Here is a 14,466-nt window from a genome sequence, read left to right on the forward strand (position 1 = left end):
AGTGAATTACAGTCTCTTAGTCTGGCCGAGGCCCCATAAACGAAAAAGGCCGATCTTTAAAAAGACCGGCCTTTCGTTAACCGTGTTCGTGATGGGTGGCGTACTGCACTATAGCTGTATAGCCACTACGGTACCTTGTTGTTTTACCGTTCAGCAGGGTTAGGGACGTTCCTCCGGCTGGCTCTGGAGTCCCCGATTGGGCGTACTGACTGTATCATTGTCGGCGGCCGTTGATTCTTCCAGCGGCACCTCCGTACCGGCCGCCCGCTTTCCTTCCCGGGCCGAACCCGGAATATCAGAAGAGGGCACGGCGATATACGGCGCAATAACCAGCGACACAATCGACATCAGTTTAATCAGGATGTTCATTGAGGGACCCGACGTATCTTTAAATGGATCACCGACGGTATCGCCCGTTACCGATGCCTTGTGCGGCTCCGACTTCTTGTAGTACATCTGCCCATTAATTTCTACGCCTTTCTCAAACGACTTCTTGGCGTTATCCCAGGCGCCCCCGGCATTGTTCTGGAAAATACCCATCAATACGCCCGAAACTGTTACGCCCGCCAGCAGGCCACCAAGTACTTCAGGACCAAAAATAAAGCCGACAATCACCGGCACCGACAGGGCAATAGCACCCGGCAGCACCATCTCGCGGATAGACGCCTGGGTGGAAATAGCTACGCATTTTTCGTATTCTGGCTTGCCCGTTCCTTCCAGAATTCCCGGGATCTCGCGGAATTGCCGACGTACTTCCTCCACCATTTTCATCGCGGCCCGACCCACAGCGGCAATGGCCAGTGAGGAGAAAATAAACGGAATCATGGCCCCCACAAACAGGCCAGACAACACGTCGGCTTTATAAATATCAATGGCCGAAATACCCGAAATACCGACAAACGCGGCAAAAAGAGCTAAGGCCGTCAGAGCAGCCGAGGCAATGGCGAACCCTTTACCGGTTGCTGCCGTCGTGTTGCCCACCGCATCCAGAATATCGGTACGGCCCCGAACCTCCTCGGGCAGGTAACTCATTTCAGCAATACCCCCGGCATTATCGGCAATTGGACCGAAGGCGTCAATAGCCAGCTGCATAGCCGTGGTCGCCATCATACCGGCCGCCGAGATAGCCACGCCATACAGACCGGCAAAATGATACGAGGTATAGATACCGCCCGCCAGCACCAGTATTGGCAATACCGTTGATTCCATACCGACCGACAGACCGCCGATGATGTTGGTCGCGGCACCCGTTGCCGACTGACGAATGATGGACATCACCGGCCGACGTCCCATAGCGGTATAATATTCCGTAATGGTGGACATCAGCGCGCCTACAATCAGACCCGTCAGAATGGCGTAGAACACATCTATCCGCGCAAACTCAACGCCCCGTATCTCCATCGTTACGTCAGGCAGGACAACTCCAACCAGGAAATAGGACGCAATGACCGTCAGGATGATCGAGCCCCAGTTGCCGAGGTTCAGGGCGCCCTGAACACTTCCGTTATCGTCTTTCACGCGCACCAGATAGCAGGCCAGAATAGAGAAAATCAGTCCTAGTCCGGCAATCAGCACCGGCAGCACGATCGGCGCGTGGCCCGTGATGTTATCCGCTGCGGGAATTTGAATTTCGCGGCCCAGCACCATCGTTGCCAGAATGGTAGCCACGTATGAGCCGAACAGGTCAGCACCCATACCCGCCACGTCGCCCACGTTATCACCTACGTTGTCGGCAATCGTAGCGGGGTTACGCGGGTCATCTTCCGGAATACCGGCTTCCACTTTACCCACCAGGTCGGCACCTACGTCGGCGGCTTTGGTGTAAATACCACCACCCACGCGGGCAAACAAGGCAATGGATTCGGCCCCGAGCGAAAACCCGGCCAGAACTTCCAGCGCCCGTTCCATCGGCAGGCCGTTGACATCGCCCGATTCAGCGACGTAAAGATTATATAAAATGATGAAGAGAACACTTAACCCCAGCACAGCCAGACCAGCCACGCCGATCCCCATGACAGACCCTCCGGTAAAGGATACGTCCAGCGCCCGCTTCAGGCTGGTGCGGGCGGCATGGGCCGTGCGTACATTAGCTTTAGTGGCGATCTTCATGCCGATGTAGCCCGCCAGAGCAGACGTAAAGGCACCGAAGGCAAACGCGATGCCAATGACCCACGATGAATTTTCAACCTGCGCCCCCGCAAACGATAGCAGAGCCGCGACAATAATTCCAAAAATAATAAGTACGCGCCATTCCGCTTTGAGAAAGGCAATGGCTCCATCGGCGATGTACGATGCAATTTCCTGCATCCGGGCATCACCGGCGTCCTGCCGGGAAACCCAAACAAATTTGGCAAACATAACCGCCAGGCCCACCAGCCCCAGAAATGGGACGATGTAAAGACTATTGTTCATGCGACTAAAGGATAGGTTTAAAAATAGGATTGCTCACAAATATAGAATTAGACGATGCATAACCAACCTAACCAAATCAGGCGGGTTGACTTTTTTAAAGGTTTATTTCGGTTTTTTGAAGATATTTTAGCGACTCGCCCAAAGTAGCATCACCGGAGCTCACCGAAGTCCCGTTTGAGTTTACGGATAGCCGCCCGAAGGTGTGGGTCAAATCCCGCCAGCCCTTATATTTGCTAAAACTGCTCATCTCAAATCATTTCTGGTTGTGCGCTCATCCCTTCGTCTGCTCTTTCTTGCTGCCGGTTTTCTCATTGGTTCATTTACGTTCGCTCAGGTGCCTTATGGTCCAATTAAACCGACCCCGGCCGGCGAAATCCTGTCGAACCTCAACAAGCTGAACATTCTCGGAACGGTGCTGTACGTAGCGGCTCACCCCGACGATGAGAATACGCTGCTGCTGGCGTATATGGCCAAAGACCGGCTCGTCCGGACGGGCTATCTGTCGCTGACGCGGGGCGATGGTGGGCAGAACCTGATTGGGCCGGAGCAGGGCGAAAACATCGGCGTTATCCGAACCCAGGAACTGCTGGCCGCCCGGCGCGTGGATGGTCCTGAACAGTTTTTCAGCCGGGCCTATGACTTCGGTTTTTCCAAATCGACCGACGAGGCCGTCCGGACGTGGGGGCAGAACAAAGTTCTGGCCGACGTGGTCTGGATGATCCGCAAATTTCAGCCCGACGTCATCATTACGCGCTTCCCTCCCGATTCGCGTGCGGGACACGGGCATCACAGCGCGTCGGGTTTTCTGGCCGAAGAAGCGTTTAAAATCGCCAATGATCCAAACCAGTTTCCAGAACAGCTTGCCTACGTAAAGCCCTGGCAGGCCCGGCGCATTATGTGGAATGTCTTTATTCCGGGCGCGTTTCTGAGCACAAAAAAACCCGAAGAAGCCGGGAATCTGATTGGGATTGAAACGGGCACGTTTAATCCGCTGCTGGGCCGGTCGTACGGCGAGATTGCCGCCGAAAGTCGCAGCCAGCACAAGAGCCAGGGGTTTGGCGTTCCGGCCAGCCGGGGCGCCCGAGTCGACTACCTGCTGTTGAAAGGCGGTGATCCGGTGGAGAAAGATCCTTTCGATGGCGTCGACATCACCTGGAACCGGGTTCCTAACAGCAATGCGGTTCAGGCGCAGGTTAGCCAGCTCATCCGCAGTTTCCAGCCCGGCCGGCCGGAGGCTTCGGTTCCGGCGCTGGTGCAACTCTACGGTGCTCTTACCAAACTCGATACCACCAATATCTACGTTAAAGCCAAACGGCAGGAAGTTCAGATGCTGATTCAGCAGTGCCTGGGCCTGTGGTTCGAGACAAACCCCAGTGCCTACGCGGCTACGCCCGGCGAAACCATTCGGGTATCGACAAACGTCATTAACCGCAGCGATGTGCCTCTGAAACTCGTTCGCATCAACTACGTAACAGGCGCATCCATGTCGGGCGAGTCCACGCCGGGTAAAGACACGACGCTCAATCTGGCCCTGAAAGCAAATGACGGCCTTGCCTTCTCGACGACGCTGCGTATTCCAGAAAACAAACCGATTTCTCAGCCCTACTGGCTTCAGAAACCCATCGACAAGGGGCTGTTCCAGGTAGATGATCAGCGGCTGATTGGCTTACCCGAAAATCCACCTGCCATTCCGGTTAACTACACCTTCGAGATCGACGGTCAGCGTTTTACGTACAGCCGACCCGTCGTTTACAAATCAACCGACCCGGTCGATGGTGAGATTTATCGCCCGTTTATTATTCAACCCGACGTAACGGCCAATCTGGCCGAGCGTGTTTACGTCTTCTCCGGCGCGGCATCGGCCAACAACACCCAAACATCTGAAGTAGTCCTGAAGGCCGGGCGCGCGAATGTGTCCGGGACGCTGCAGCTTGCCGTTCCGGCTGGTTGGCGGGTTGAACCGGCGTCGTTGCCTTTTAGCCTGAAAAACAAAAGCGACGAACAGCGGCTTTCGTTCCGGCTGTCGCCAACCGCGCAGGCGCAGAATGGTAAACTCCAGGCCATCATGACGACCAGTGCAAACCGTACGTTCACGACCGGTCTACGCGAAATTTCCTATAAACATATCCCAACGCAAACGCTGTTTCCACTCGCTGAAGCTAAGCTGGTTAAGCTAGATGTGAAGGTGACGGCTAAAAACGTAGGGTATATTGTTGGTGCGGGCGATGAGCTCCCAGCGGCCTTACAACAGATGGGATGCCGCGTAACGCTACTGGGTCCTGCCGAACTCAACGGAAATCTGGCTGCTTACGACGCCCTTGTGCTAGGCGTTCGGGCCTATAACACGAACGACTGGCTCGCCCGCTACCAGCCGAAACTGATGGAATACGTCAAAAACGGCGGAACGATGATTGTGCAGTACGTAACCCCGCCAAATTCGTTTCTGCGCAATGAATCGCCCCTGCCCCAGCTTGGCCCCTACCCCTTTACGATTGGCCGCGAGCGTGTTACGGAGGAGGACGCCAAAATGACATACATAAATCCGCAACACCCGCTGCTGAACACGCCTAATAAGATTACCGATGCAGACTTTAGCGGCTGGATTCAGGAACGCGGGCTTTATTTCGCTCAGGAATGGGACAAGGCTTACGAACCCATTTTCTCGATCAACGACCAGAACGAAGCGCCGAAGCAGGGCAGTCTGCTCTACGCCAAATATGGCAAAGGACACTACATGTACACCGGCCTAGTTTTCTTCCGGGAACTGCCCGCTGGCGTACCGGGCGCCTATCGGTTGTTTGCCAATATGATTTCGGCGGGGAGGTAAGCTTCCACTAACCGGCAACTGGAAACGATGGAGTGCGACCTAAGCTGGGCTATTCGATCGCTTCTAGTTGCCAAAAAGTTTGCTTGCCTTTCATCTCGGCCTGTCGCATCATCTCGTCGGCACCGGCTGATGGGCCGCCAACCCGCAGCACTCCCTCGCAGTGGTCAATTAACTGTATAGCTACCGGATGAAAGATTTCGGTAAAAACAGCATCGCCAAGTTCAGTAGAACCTGCCGTCCTAATAAGCGGCAGGGCTATCCATTCACCACAAACCGGCGTATGCCCTTTCCGGTAAACGGCCAGCGCAGCTTCGTCCATCTGGCGCATATTCTGAGCAATCAGCGTAGGGTCATCGTTCGTGCCGGAACGATACGGACCAGCAATTAAAATCAGCATGTCAGTTGCGGGCTTTGGCAAGTTGCTGAATACGCAGGTACTGCAACAGCATGATGGTTTTGCCGTCCATGATCTCCCCGCTTTCAACCATTGCGAGGGCCTGCGCTACGGGTAGTTCGAGCGTATCAATCTCTTCTTCGTCAATGCCGCCCCCAGCCTGCCGCTCGGTGTCGGCGGTGTACTCGGCCAGGTAGAAAAACAGCTTTTCTGTCACGGAACCGGGGCTCATGTAAGCTTCTATGACCTTTTGTACTGACGTCAGACGAAAGCCCACTTCTTCTTCGGTTTCACGTCGGATGGCCGTTTCCGGATCGTCGTTGTCCAGCAGTCCCGCGCAGGTCTCGATCAGCATACCCGACGGGTTCCCATTGACAAACGTGGGCAGCCGAAACTGCCGGGTCAGGATAACCGTATCGGCCTGCGGGTTGTGGAGCAGAATCGTCGCGCCGTTTCCCCGGTCATACGCTTCGCGCTGCTGGGTACTCCATTTCCCATCCTTGCCAAGATAGTTGAACGTAAACCGTTTCAGAACGTACCAATTGTCGGATAGCAGTTTCTCCTCCGTTATTTGCACCCGTTCATTAGTCATGATGTTCAAAAATGTTATTTTGTGTTTATTTTTGAACAAATCACGTTATCCGTCATGAATTTCCAACATCGGAAGCGACTTATTTTGCAAACGGTCGATGAGCGCGGTTCGGCCGACGTTCGCGAACTGGCCGAGTTGCTGCAAACTTCGGAGATGACCGTCCGGCGCGATTTGGTGCAGCTGGCGGCATCGGGCCTGCTTTACCGCACGCGGGGCGGGGCTATGAAAGTGAGTCTGGCTACCGACAATTTTCAGTTTGCCAACAAAACGGCTGTCAACCCCGAACAGAAAGATTATATATGCCAGTTGGCCGCGCGCGAAATTCAGGAGGGCGACGTCATTTTCATGGACTGCGGCAGTACGGTGTTCCGGCTGTGTCCATTCATAAAAAACAAGCGAATCAGCGTCATTACGAACTCCCTGCCCATCCTGGCCGAGTTAATGTCGTCGGAGGTGACGGTGAATCTCATCGGGGGTGAGGTGGATAAGGAGCGGCAGGCCGTACACGGGCTGATTGCCGAAGAACACATTGCCCGCTACCGGGCTAACCGGGCCTTCATTGGCGTGGATGGCATCTCGCTGCAGAACGGTCTGAGCGCCAACAGTGAGAAGGAAGCCAGCACCGCCGTAGCGATGGCCAATCAGGCCGAAACCACGTACCTGCTCTGCGACTCCTCGAAGCTGGAAACCAACAAATACCTCCGGTTTGCCCCCCTCTCCCTGTTCGACATTCTGATTACTGATTACGAAGCCAGTGCCGATCTGGTCGTTAAGTATAAACAGGCTGGCATTACATTTATTAACTGATTACCAAATACTTATTCCTGATCCGCTCCCTCAAAGAGTCATTGTCATACCGGTGAAACAGGAGACCTTAACACCCGGCAAACGTTTGTGCGCACAAACGTTTGCCAGCTTATATGTTAAGTGAACCTTTAACCAACTAAAGTTATGGCAACAGACGCAATTGTCACCCTTGAACGCCTGCGGTGCATCAGGGAAAGCGATGGCTCTGGTCACTCGGAGCCCTACATCTGGCCTGTACTGATCTGGATCGACACCACCAACGGCCAGGTGAATACAGCTGATTTAGTGCTGGGCAATGCGCGAATTGTGATCGATCACGATATGCGGGCAGGTCAGGTTGTTCTCATTCCTTCCTCAGTGAACACATTGCGGGTTCGATTTACCGATGATCCGCAACGGTTTACGTTCATTATTTCGGTTGTGTTGTGGGAGAATGACGAAACCCCGGAGGATGCGATGCGGGCAGGCTTCAAAGCTTATACCAGCGAACTCCGTGCCGCCATCATTGCCAACCTGCTGGCGTTGCAGGCAGCTCAAGGCAATCCGGCCGAAGAAGAGGCCGTGAAAGCGACCATCGAGAAACGCGTAAAGGATAAAGTGGAAGCTGGCATAAAAGGTGCCCTGACCACCGGGCAAAAAATCCGGATTGCGCTGGGTACGCTCAATATGGATGATGTCGTTGGCAGCGACAGCGAGAACCTGGGGGCGATCAGTACGTTAGCCACGACAAAGCCATTTACGCTGGCGTTCCGCAATAAGTCGGGCAGCGAGTCCTACGAAATCGAAGGAAACCTTGCCGTAAAACCCGTTCCGGTTGACCTCTGCCAGGCGCAGGTCGATGCGGTTAAAGCGGCTCAGGCAGCCGTTGATGGTGTACGCAATGAGATTCGTCAGCTTCAGGCCGAATTACACGATGCCTCTCCACAACAGAAACCAGGAATTATTGCCATGATCAAAAAGTTACAGCAGGACGACCTCGCTGACGCCAACACTGCATTGCAGAAAGCAAAGCAGGCTCTTCAGGCCTGCCGCGACCGCCCCGTTCATCGTCCTCCGGTATTCGATCCTGGCGGAGGTGTTCTCACCCAGTGACAGGTGTTTTCGGTAGATCGAACGCTCAAGCTATAGCCCTCAATGGCTGGCTTTCGTAGCTTTACGGTTCTGAATCCATCATCCAGCTTCGTGATGAGGAGATTCGGGTATTTTACGTAATGTACGAAATCTGGATTGACACCGGCGGCACGTTTACCGATGGCCTCGCCCGCGACCCCGGCGGTAATCTTCGCCGAATGAAAGTTCTCAGCAGCAGTCGTCTGCGGGGGCAGTTGGTTGACGGTAAACTGAAAGCACCCTGGCTGACGGCCCCAATCTTTGACGGCTACCAGCTACGCGTCGTTGAGACTGGTCAGCATTTCACAGTTAGTTCGCTTCGAACCAATGGAACTCTCGAAGTCAGGACGTCGGATGGTTTATCGACAACATATAGCACGGACAAACCATCCGACATCCTGACCGTTGAGCTTTTTACGGGCGAAGAAGCGCCGGTTTTAGCGACTCGATTACTCACTCAAACGCCGATCGGTGAACCGTTTCCGCCCCTTGAAATGCGACTCGGCACGACCAGAGGCACCAACGCCCTGCTCGAACGTAAAGGAGGGCGCGTGGCGCTTTTGGTAACGAAAGGATTCAGGGACCTGCTCCAGATCGGCACACAGCAACGCCCGAACCTGTTTCAGTTGACCATTCCGCCCGCCGATGTACTGTATGATTCGGTGCTGGAAGTCGATGAGCGCATCTCGGCTACCGGCGACGTCATTACTACCCTGACCGACAGTTCTATCAGCGGCCTTATTGATTCGCTTCGGCAAAGCCAACCCGATGCGGTGGCCATTTCGCTGCTGAACGCCTACCGTAACCCTGCTCATGAGTGCCTGCTCCGCGAAGCCCTGACAGAAGCTGGTTTTTTATACGTTACGCCTTCCACTGACGTCTCGACCGCACCCGGCTACGTCGCCCGCACCCAGACCGCCGTTATTGACGCTTATCTGACGCCCGTCCTGCGGTCATACCTCAGCAACGTTCAGCAGCAACTGGGCGGGCGACCCGTACGGGTCATGACCAGTACGGGCGGGCTGGTTCGAGCGGATCTGTTCCGTCCCAAAGACAGCCTGCTCAGCGGCCCCGCCGGTGGAGTCATTGGTGCAGCCGCGTCAGCGCCCACCAGCCTCGACTCCTCAAACCCTGCCCTCTCCCGAATGCTGACCCTCGACATGGGGGGCACCAGCACCGACGTCGCCCGGATTCAGGGTGGGCTGGACTACCGATTTTCAACCCGTATTAGCTCATTTGATCTGCAACTCCCAGCGCTGGCCATCGAAACCGTAGCGGCCGGGGGCGGATCGGTCTGCAGGTTCGATGGGGCGCAGCTGCGCGTTGGTCCCCAGAGCGCCGGGGCCAGTCCGGGCCCGGCCTGTTACGGCATGGGGGGACCGCTTACCCTAACCGATGTCAACCTGCTGCTGGGCAAGCTGCATCCCGGTCAGTTTGGTATTCCGGTATTTGCCGAAAAAGCGCAGGCCGCTCTGACAGCGGTTATGGAACAGGTTGCGGGCAACACAAACACAGACGCCAACGCTCAGGAAATTCTGCGGGGCTTCGAGCACATTGCCAACGAAACCATGGCCGGCGCAATTCATAAAATCTCGGTGGCGCGGGGTTTTGACCCAAAAGCCTATGATCTGCTCATTTTCGGGGGCGCGGGTGGACTGCATGGCTGCTCAATTGCCCGCCTGCTGGGGATCGATCGGCTCCTGCTGCCCTTCGACGGAGGTTTGCTCAGCGCCTACGGCATTGGCCAGGCCCAGATTGAGCGGATTGCCGCGCGATCTATTTTGCAGCCGCTGACTCATTTTGAGCCACACGCCGAAACGATAGTAACTACCTTGACTCAACAGGCAATAAACGATCTGTATCAGGACGTAGGCGAAGGTGTGCCTATAGAGAGCAAATCGGCGTCTGTTTTTCTGCGCCTGCAGGGACAAGAAGCGGCAATCGATGTACCGTTTGGTAATCAGCTTGAGCAGGCTTTCCAGGAAAAATACCGACAACTGTATGGACACTTCCCAACCGGCGCCAACGGACAGTCCCCGCCGATTGAAGTTGAAAGCGTCCGGGTCATTGTCAGCACCGTCGCCAGCGAATCGTCCATCAGCGGCCCGCCCCAAAGTCACCGTCACGCGGTTCCGGCGTTTATGGCGGGTGATTTCCCTGCCTACGACTGGCTACAACTCCAGGAAGGCGACACTTTTCGGGGCCCGGCGCTGCTGCTCAATCCAACGTCCTCGGCCTTCATTGAACCGGGCTGGCGGCTGGTAGTTCAGGCCGATAAAAACGCCATCGTGGACTACGTGGCAGATGTTGACAAGCCATTGGTAGCCCAAACCAACGAGGTCATTCAGTTGGAACTGTTTACCCAGCGTTTCCGGGCCATTGCTGAAGAAATGGGCGCTCAACTTCAGCGAACGGCGTTTTCGACCAACGTAAAGGAACGGCTCGACTTCTCCTGTGCCCTGCTCGATTCAAACGCCAGACTGGTTGCCAACGCCCCCCACATTCCGGTGCACCTGGGCAGCCTGGGCGTCTGCGCGCGCCTGTGTCTGGAAAAGCTGCCAATCGGGCCCGGTGATGTGCTGATCACGAACCACCCTAAGTATGGTGGCTCGCACCTGCCCGACGTAACGCTGCTGAGTGGCGTTTTCATTGACAGCCACCTGGGTAAGCCACAGCTTATCGGGTACGTCATCAACCGGGCGCACCACGCCGAAATCGGGGGCAAAGTGCCGGGGTCAATGCCGCCCAATGCCACCTCCCTGGCCGAAGAAGGCGTCGTGCTCGAACCACAGTACATTGTCCGGAACGGAGAATTTCAGTGGGAAGCGCTCGAAGACCGGTTTACGCAGGCCCTGTATCCGACGCGTTCGTTGTCCGAAAACCGCGCCGATATGGAAGCAGCCCTGGCGTCCCTGCGGGCGGGCAAAACGGCCCTGCAGGACCTCGTCCGGCAGCACAGTCTGGCAACGGTGCAGCAGTACATGGGCCGCCTACAGCAGTCGGCAACGAAAGCCATTTCGGATGTGCTCCGACCGCTGGAGGGCCAGACCTTCGCAGCGGAGGAATCGCTCGATGATGGCTATACGATCCGGGTCAAAATAAGCGTCAACAGCGGTCGCATTCGGTTCGACTTTACAGGTACATCGGGCGTTCATCCAAACAACCTGAACGCAAACCGGTCAATTCTGCATAGTGCGGTGCTTTACGTGCTGCGGCTCTGGGTCGATCAGGATATCCCCCTGAATGAGGGACTAATGGCCCCCGTTGACCTGGTCCTGCCCGACTCATCGTTTCTGAACCCGATCTTTCCGGATGATCCGGCCAACTGCCCGGCTGTGGTAGGCGGCAATACGGAAGTAAGCCAGCGGCTGGTCGATACCCTGCTGAAAGCGCTGGGGCTGGCCGCGTGCAGTCAGGGCACGATGAACAACTTTTTGTTCGGCAAATCGGGCACAGGCGCCGAAGCGTTCGGCTATTATGAAACGATTGGCGGGGGCGCTGGTGCAACCTTTGGCGCTGATGGCCGCCCGGCGGTGCATCAGCACATGACGAACACAAAACTCACCGACCCCGAAGAACTTGAACGGCGTTACCCCGTTCGGCTGCACACATTCGCTGTTCGGACCGGTTCCGGTGGGGCTGGTCAGTGGCGCGGTGGCGACGGTATCATCCGCGAGATCGAATTTCTGGAACCTGTGCAGGCAACTCTCCTGAGCCAGCACCGGCTGGTTGCACCTTACGGTTTAGAGGGCGGACAGCCGGGTGCCGTAGGTCGTCAAATCCTCATAGATGCCACGGGCCGGCAAGAACCCTTACCGGGTATTTTCACAAGAGCAATGCAGGCAGCGGAGCGTATTCGCATTGAAACGCCGGGGGGCGGGGGTGTATCCCGGCCCGATTAATTCGCTTCGAAACTAACACGACGAGGTGCCTGAAAAGCTATTAACCAGCTTTTCAGGCACCTCGTCGTTAACAGCTTATTACTTACTGCTTCAGGAAACGCCCAACGTACTGCCGAATGCCCGTTCCGATTCGGATCAGATACACCCCGCTGCTCAGCTGATTCACCGGCAGCGTTACCTCTGCAGCGGGTGCCAATGGCTGGTGCTGCGTAAGTGTCCGGCCCGCACCGTCCACAATGCTCAGTTCCGTAATGGCTTCTTCGTTACTCAACCGCACGGTGAGCTGATCGACGCAGGGCGAGGGGAAGGCACGAACCACAACCGTCTCTGACAGCTCGGCACGAGCCGCTACGCTTTTACGCGCGCCCGAATTGCTCTCCGCTACGTTTTCATACACACCAATGTCGTAGGTTCCTCCTTTCGGCCGGTCGACATCCTCCAGATCGACAACAATCCCGTAGCGTTTGAGATCCTGCCCCCTGTTGATCAGCAATGAAGTTGAGGTCGTATGGTAATCATCAGCTCCAGCATCTACGTAACCCGCATCACTGCCGCCCGCTGCCGTAAAGTTGTTCTGCGCCGTATAACGAACCTTAGTATTCAGCGTCGAGATATACTTGTTGCTGCCAACCCCCGTGATGGCCGTGTTCAGAATATACGTGTTCTGGGTCTCGTTGTAGAGCTTGATACCCTCCCCTTTTGCCCGGTTGATGGTGTTGTTAGCTAGCACGATGTCTACATTCGCCAGCGAGTTGGCCCGCTCGTCGACAAAGACGCCGTTATCACCCGAGTCGGTGATGATGTTGTTATAAATGTAGTTTGGGCCCAGATGACCCACCACAATCAGACCAATGCCTTTCGACTGGCGGATGGTGTTGTTGTAAAAGCGGCCGCTTACCCCACCCCCAATCTGCACCCCATTGTCCTGGTAGGCATCAAAGGGATCAATGCCGGAATTATAGACCGTGTTGTGGTGCACCTGCGACTCAGGTGCGCAGGCATACTGGATGCCCTCGCAGCCCGTGTTCTCGGTCCGGTTGTAAGCAATCTCCAGACCAATGATGTTGTGCGGCAGCACTTTTACGTTCTTTCCACTGCAGGTGCGGCCCATGCCTTCGTTCCAGAACGAGTTGCCGATGTAGAGTCCCTCCCCTTTGGTGTCATGAACATAGTTGTGGTGCACCTTCACATTGTACATCGTGAAGTTAGCCCGCTGGGTAGTGACATCGCAAGTGGGATCGGTCTTGATCATGATGCCGGCAAAGCCCGTATTGGACACCTCCACATGGTCTACCTCACAGTCTGAACTCTTGTTTGTAATGTTCAGACCTGAGATGTTGGTGCCCGTCTTGGAGATGCGGATGCCATACTCATACCGGCTGTCGCCGGTGCCGGTGATCTGGAAGTAGCGGCATCCCTGGAAGGCGATGCCCGTCGAGGAGCCGGTGGGATAATTGACGTCGACCAGGCCTCCGCAGTTGATGAAGCGGATGGGCTTGTCGGGGGTGCCGACGAAGTTGTTGAGTCGGAGGTAGGTGTAAGCGCCCGCCTTGATGCAGACCGTCGAGCCGGGGGCAATCTTGAGCGATTTGCCGTCATACATGCCGGTCTTGGTGATTGTGTACGTACAGTTGCAATCCGTTTGTGCCCATGCACTACCCGCAAAGGCAAACCACAATAGAGCTGTAAATATTCTCATCAGTGCGACTTTTTAAATAGTAAGTTTATAAAATCGCTCAATTTTACATATTATTAACAACAGTAACAAACTTTATGATTAAAAAAGATAATAAATAGTTTACTTTTTATGAATTATATAAACTAAATAGACCTGTAATTGCATGTCTAACGTTAAGCAGTGTTATCGTTAAATTATTTATCAGGAGGGTTGCGCAATAAGTATGGGAGAGGCTAATGGATGGGCGAACATATCCAGTATTCATACGAGAGCTTAGTCTCTTCCCGAAAAGCGGCTGGTAGAGAATCAGTCGATTAGCCTTTTCAACTGGTCTGTGGTACCGACAAGGCTTTACATCAGCCATCGTTATGCGTGGTCAGCTATCCAACATGAAAGCGAATAGACTTCCATCTGGCTTCAGATACCTGTTAAGCAAAAGAGATATCCGAGCACTGCAGCAAGAAATTGGTGTTAAGTTCCTGGGGATTGGTTTCGGTTACCCTCTTGACACTGAGCGGTTGGATGCCGATAGTTCGCCCATAACCAAACATCCTATCAGTTTGTCGGGTAGATACGTAGAGGATGGCTGGAAGTTCAGCGTTTATCAATCAGGTTTCCGGGATGAATTGATTCCCGCTGCTGTAGAGGCAGAAGCTAAAAACGGGGTCAGACAGGCTATTTAACAATATTTAATTAAAGTCCCCCATTTCACCGACAATGATTTTATCTACCATCCTCAGTTGT

General features: G+C 54.9%; 9 protein-coding genes. 5 read left to right on the forward strand and 4 right to left on the reverse strand.

Annotation, left to right across the window (positions count from 1 at the left end; translation table 11 throughout):
- Positions 1–159: 159 nt before the first annotated feature.
- On the reverse strand, positions 160–2,412 hold the full coding sequence (locus HNV11_RS14985) for a sodium-translocating pyrophosphatase (RefSeq protein ID WP_171740439.1): 2,253 nt from the start codon (positions 2,410–2,412) through the stop codon (positions 160–162).
- 265 nt (positions 2,413–2,677) lie between these two features.
- On the opposite strand from HNV11_RS14985, the gene HNV11_RS14990 reads away from it, so the two are divergent.
- Complete coding sequence (locus tag HNV11_RS14990) at positions 2,678–5,239, forward strand: PIG-L family deacetylase (protein ID WP_240163456.1); 2,562 nt, start codon at positions 2,678–2,680, stop codon at positions 5,237–5,239.
- A gap of 49 nt (positions 5,240–5,288) precedes the next feature.
- On the opposite strand, the gene HNV11_RS14995 is transcribed toward HNV11_RS14990, so the two are convergent.
- Positions 5,289–5,636 (reverse strand): DUF4406 domain-containing protein, encoded by a 348-nt coding sequence (locus HNV11_RS14995; protein WP_171740440.1) that lies wholly within the window; start codon positions 5,634–5,636, stop codon positions 5,289–5,291.
- A gap of 1 nt (position 5,637) precedes the next feature.
- Positions 5,638–6,225, reverse strand: coding sequence for a GDP-mannose pyrophosphatase NudK (nudK, locus tag HNV11_RS15000; protein WP_171740441.1), 588 nt, complete (start codon positions 6,223–6,225; stop codon positions 5,638–5,640).
- 54 nt (positions 6,226–6,279) lie between these two features.
- Between nudK and HNV11_RS15005 the strand changes: the two genes are divergently transcribed.
- From HNV11_RS15005 to HNV11_RS15015, 3 genes are all read left to right on the forward strand, one after another.
- On the forward strand, positions 6,280–7,032 hold the full coding sequence (locus HNV11_RS15005) for a DeoR/GlpR family DNA-binding transcription regulator (RefSeq protein ID WP_171740442.1): 753 nt from the start codon (positions 6,280–6,282) through the stop codon (positions 7,030–7,032).
- A gap of 144 nt (positions 7,033–7,176) precedes the next feature.
- Positions 7,177–8,124: a ubiquitin family protein gene (locus HNV11_RS15010; RefSeq protein WP_171740443.1), complete on the forward strand. Its 948-nt coding sequence runs from the start codon at positions 7,177–7,179 to the stop codon at positions 8,122–8,124.
- 119 nt (positions 8,125–8,243) lie between these two features.
- Positions 8,244–12,044: a hydantoinase B/oxoprolinase family protein gene (locus HNV11_RS15015; protein WP_171740444.1), complete on the forward strand. Its 3,801-nt coding sequence runs from the start codon at positions 8,244–8,246 to the stop codon at positions 12,042–12,044.
- Positions 12,045–12,126: 82 nt separating this feature from the next.
- Here HNV11_RS15015 and HNV11_RS15020 read toward each other — a convergent pair whose 3' ends face one another.
- A complete protein-coding gene (locus HNV11_RS15020) occupies positions 12,127–13,743 on the reverse strand; it encodes a right-handed parallel beta-helix repeat-containing protein (protein WP_171740445.1) in 1,617 nt (538 codons plus the stop codon).
- Positions 13,744–14,090: 347 nt separating this feature from the next.
- Between HNV11_RS15020 and HNV11_RS15025 the strand changes: the two genes are divergently transcribed.
- Complete coding sequence (locus tag HNV11_RS15025) at positions 14,091–14,405, forward strand: hypothetical protein (RefSeq protein ID WP_171740446.1); 315 nt, start codon at positions 14,091–14,093, stop codon at positions 14,403–14,405.
- The last annotated feature ends 61 nt before the right edge of the window (positions 14,406–14,466 follow it).

Source organism: Spirosoma taeanense, from assembly GCF_013127955.1.
Lineage (GTDB): Bacteria > Bacteroidota > Bacteroidia > Cytophagales > Spirosomataceae > Spirosoma > Spirosoma taeanense.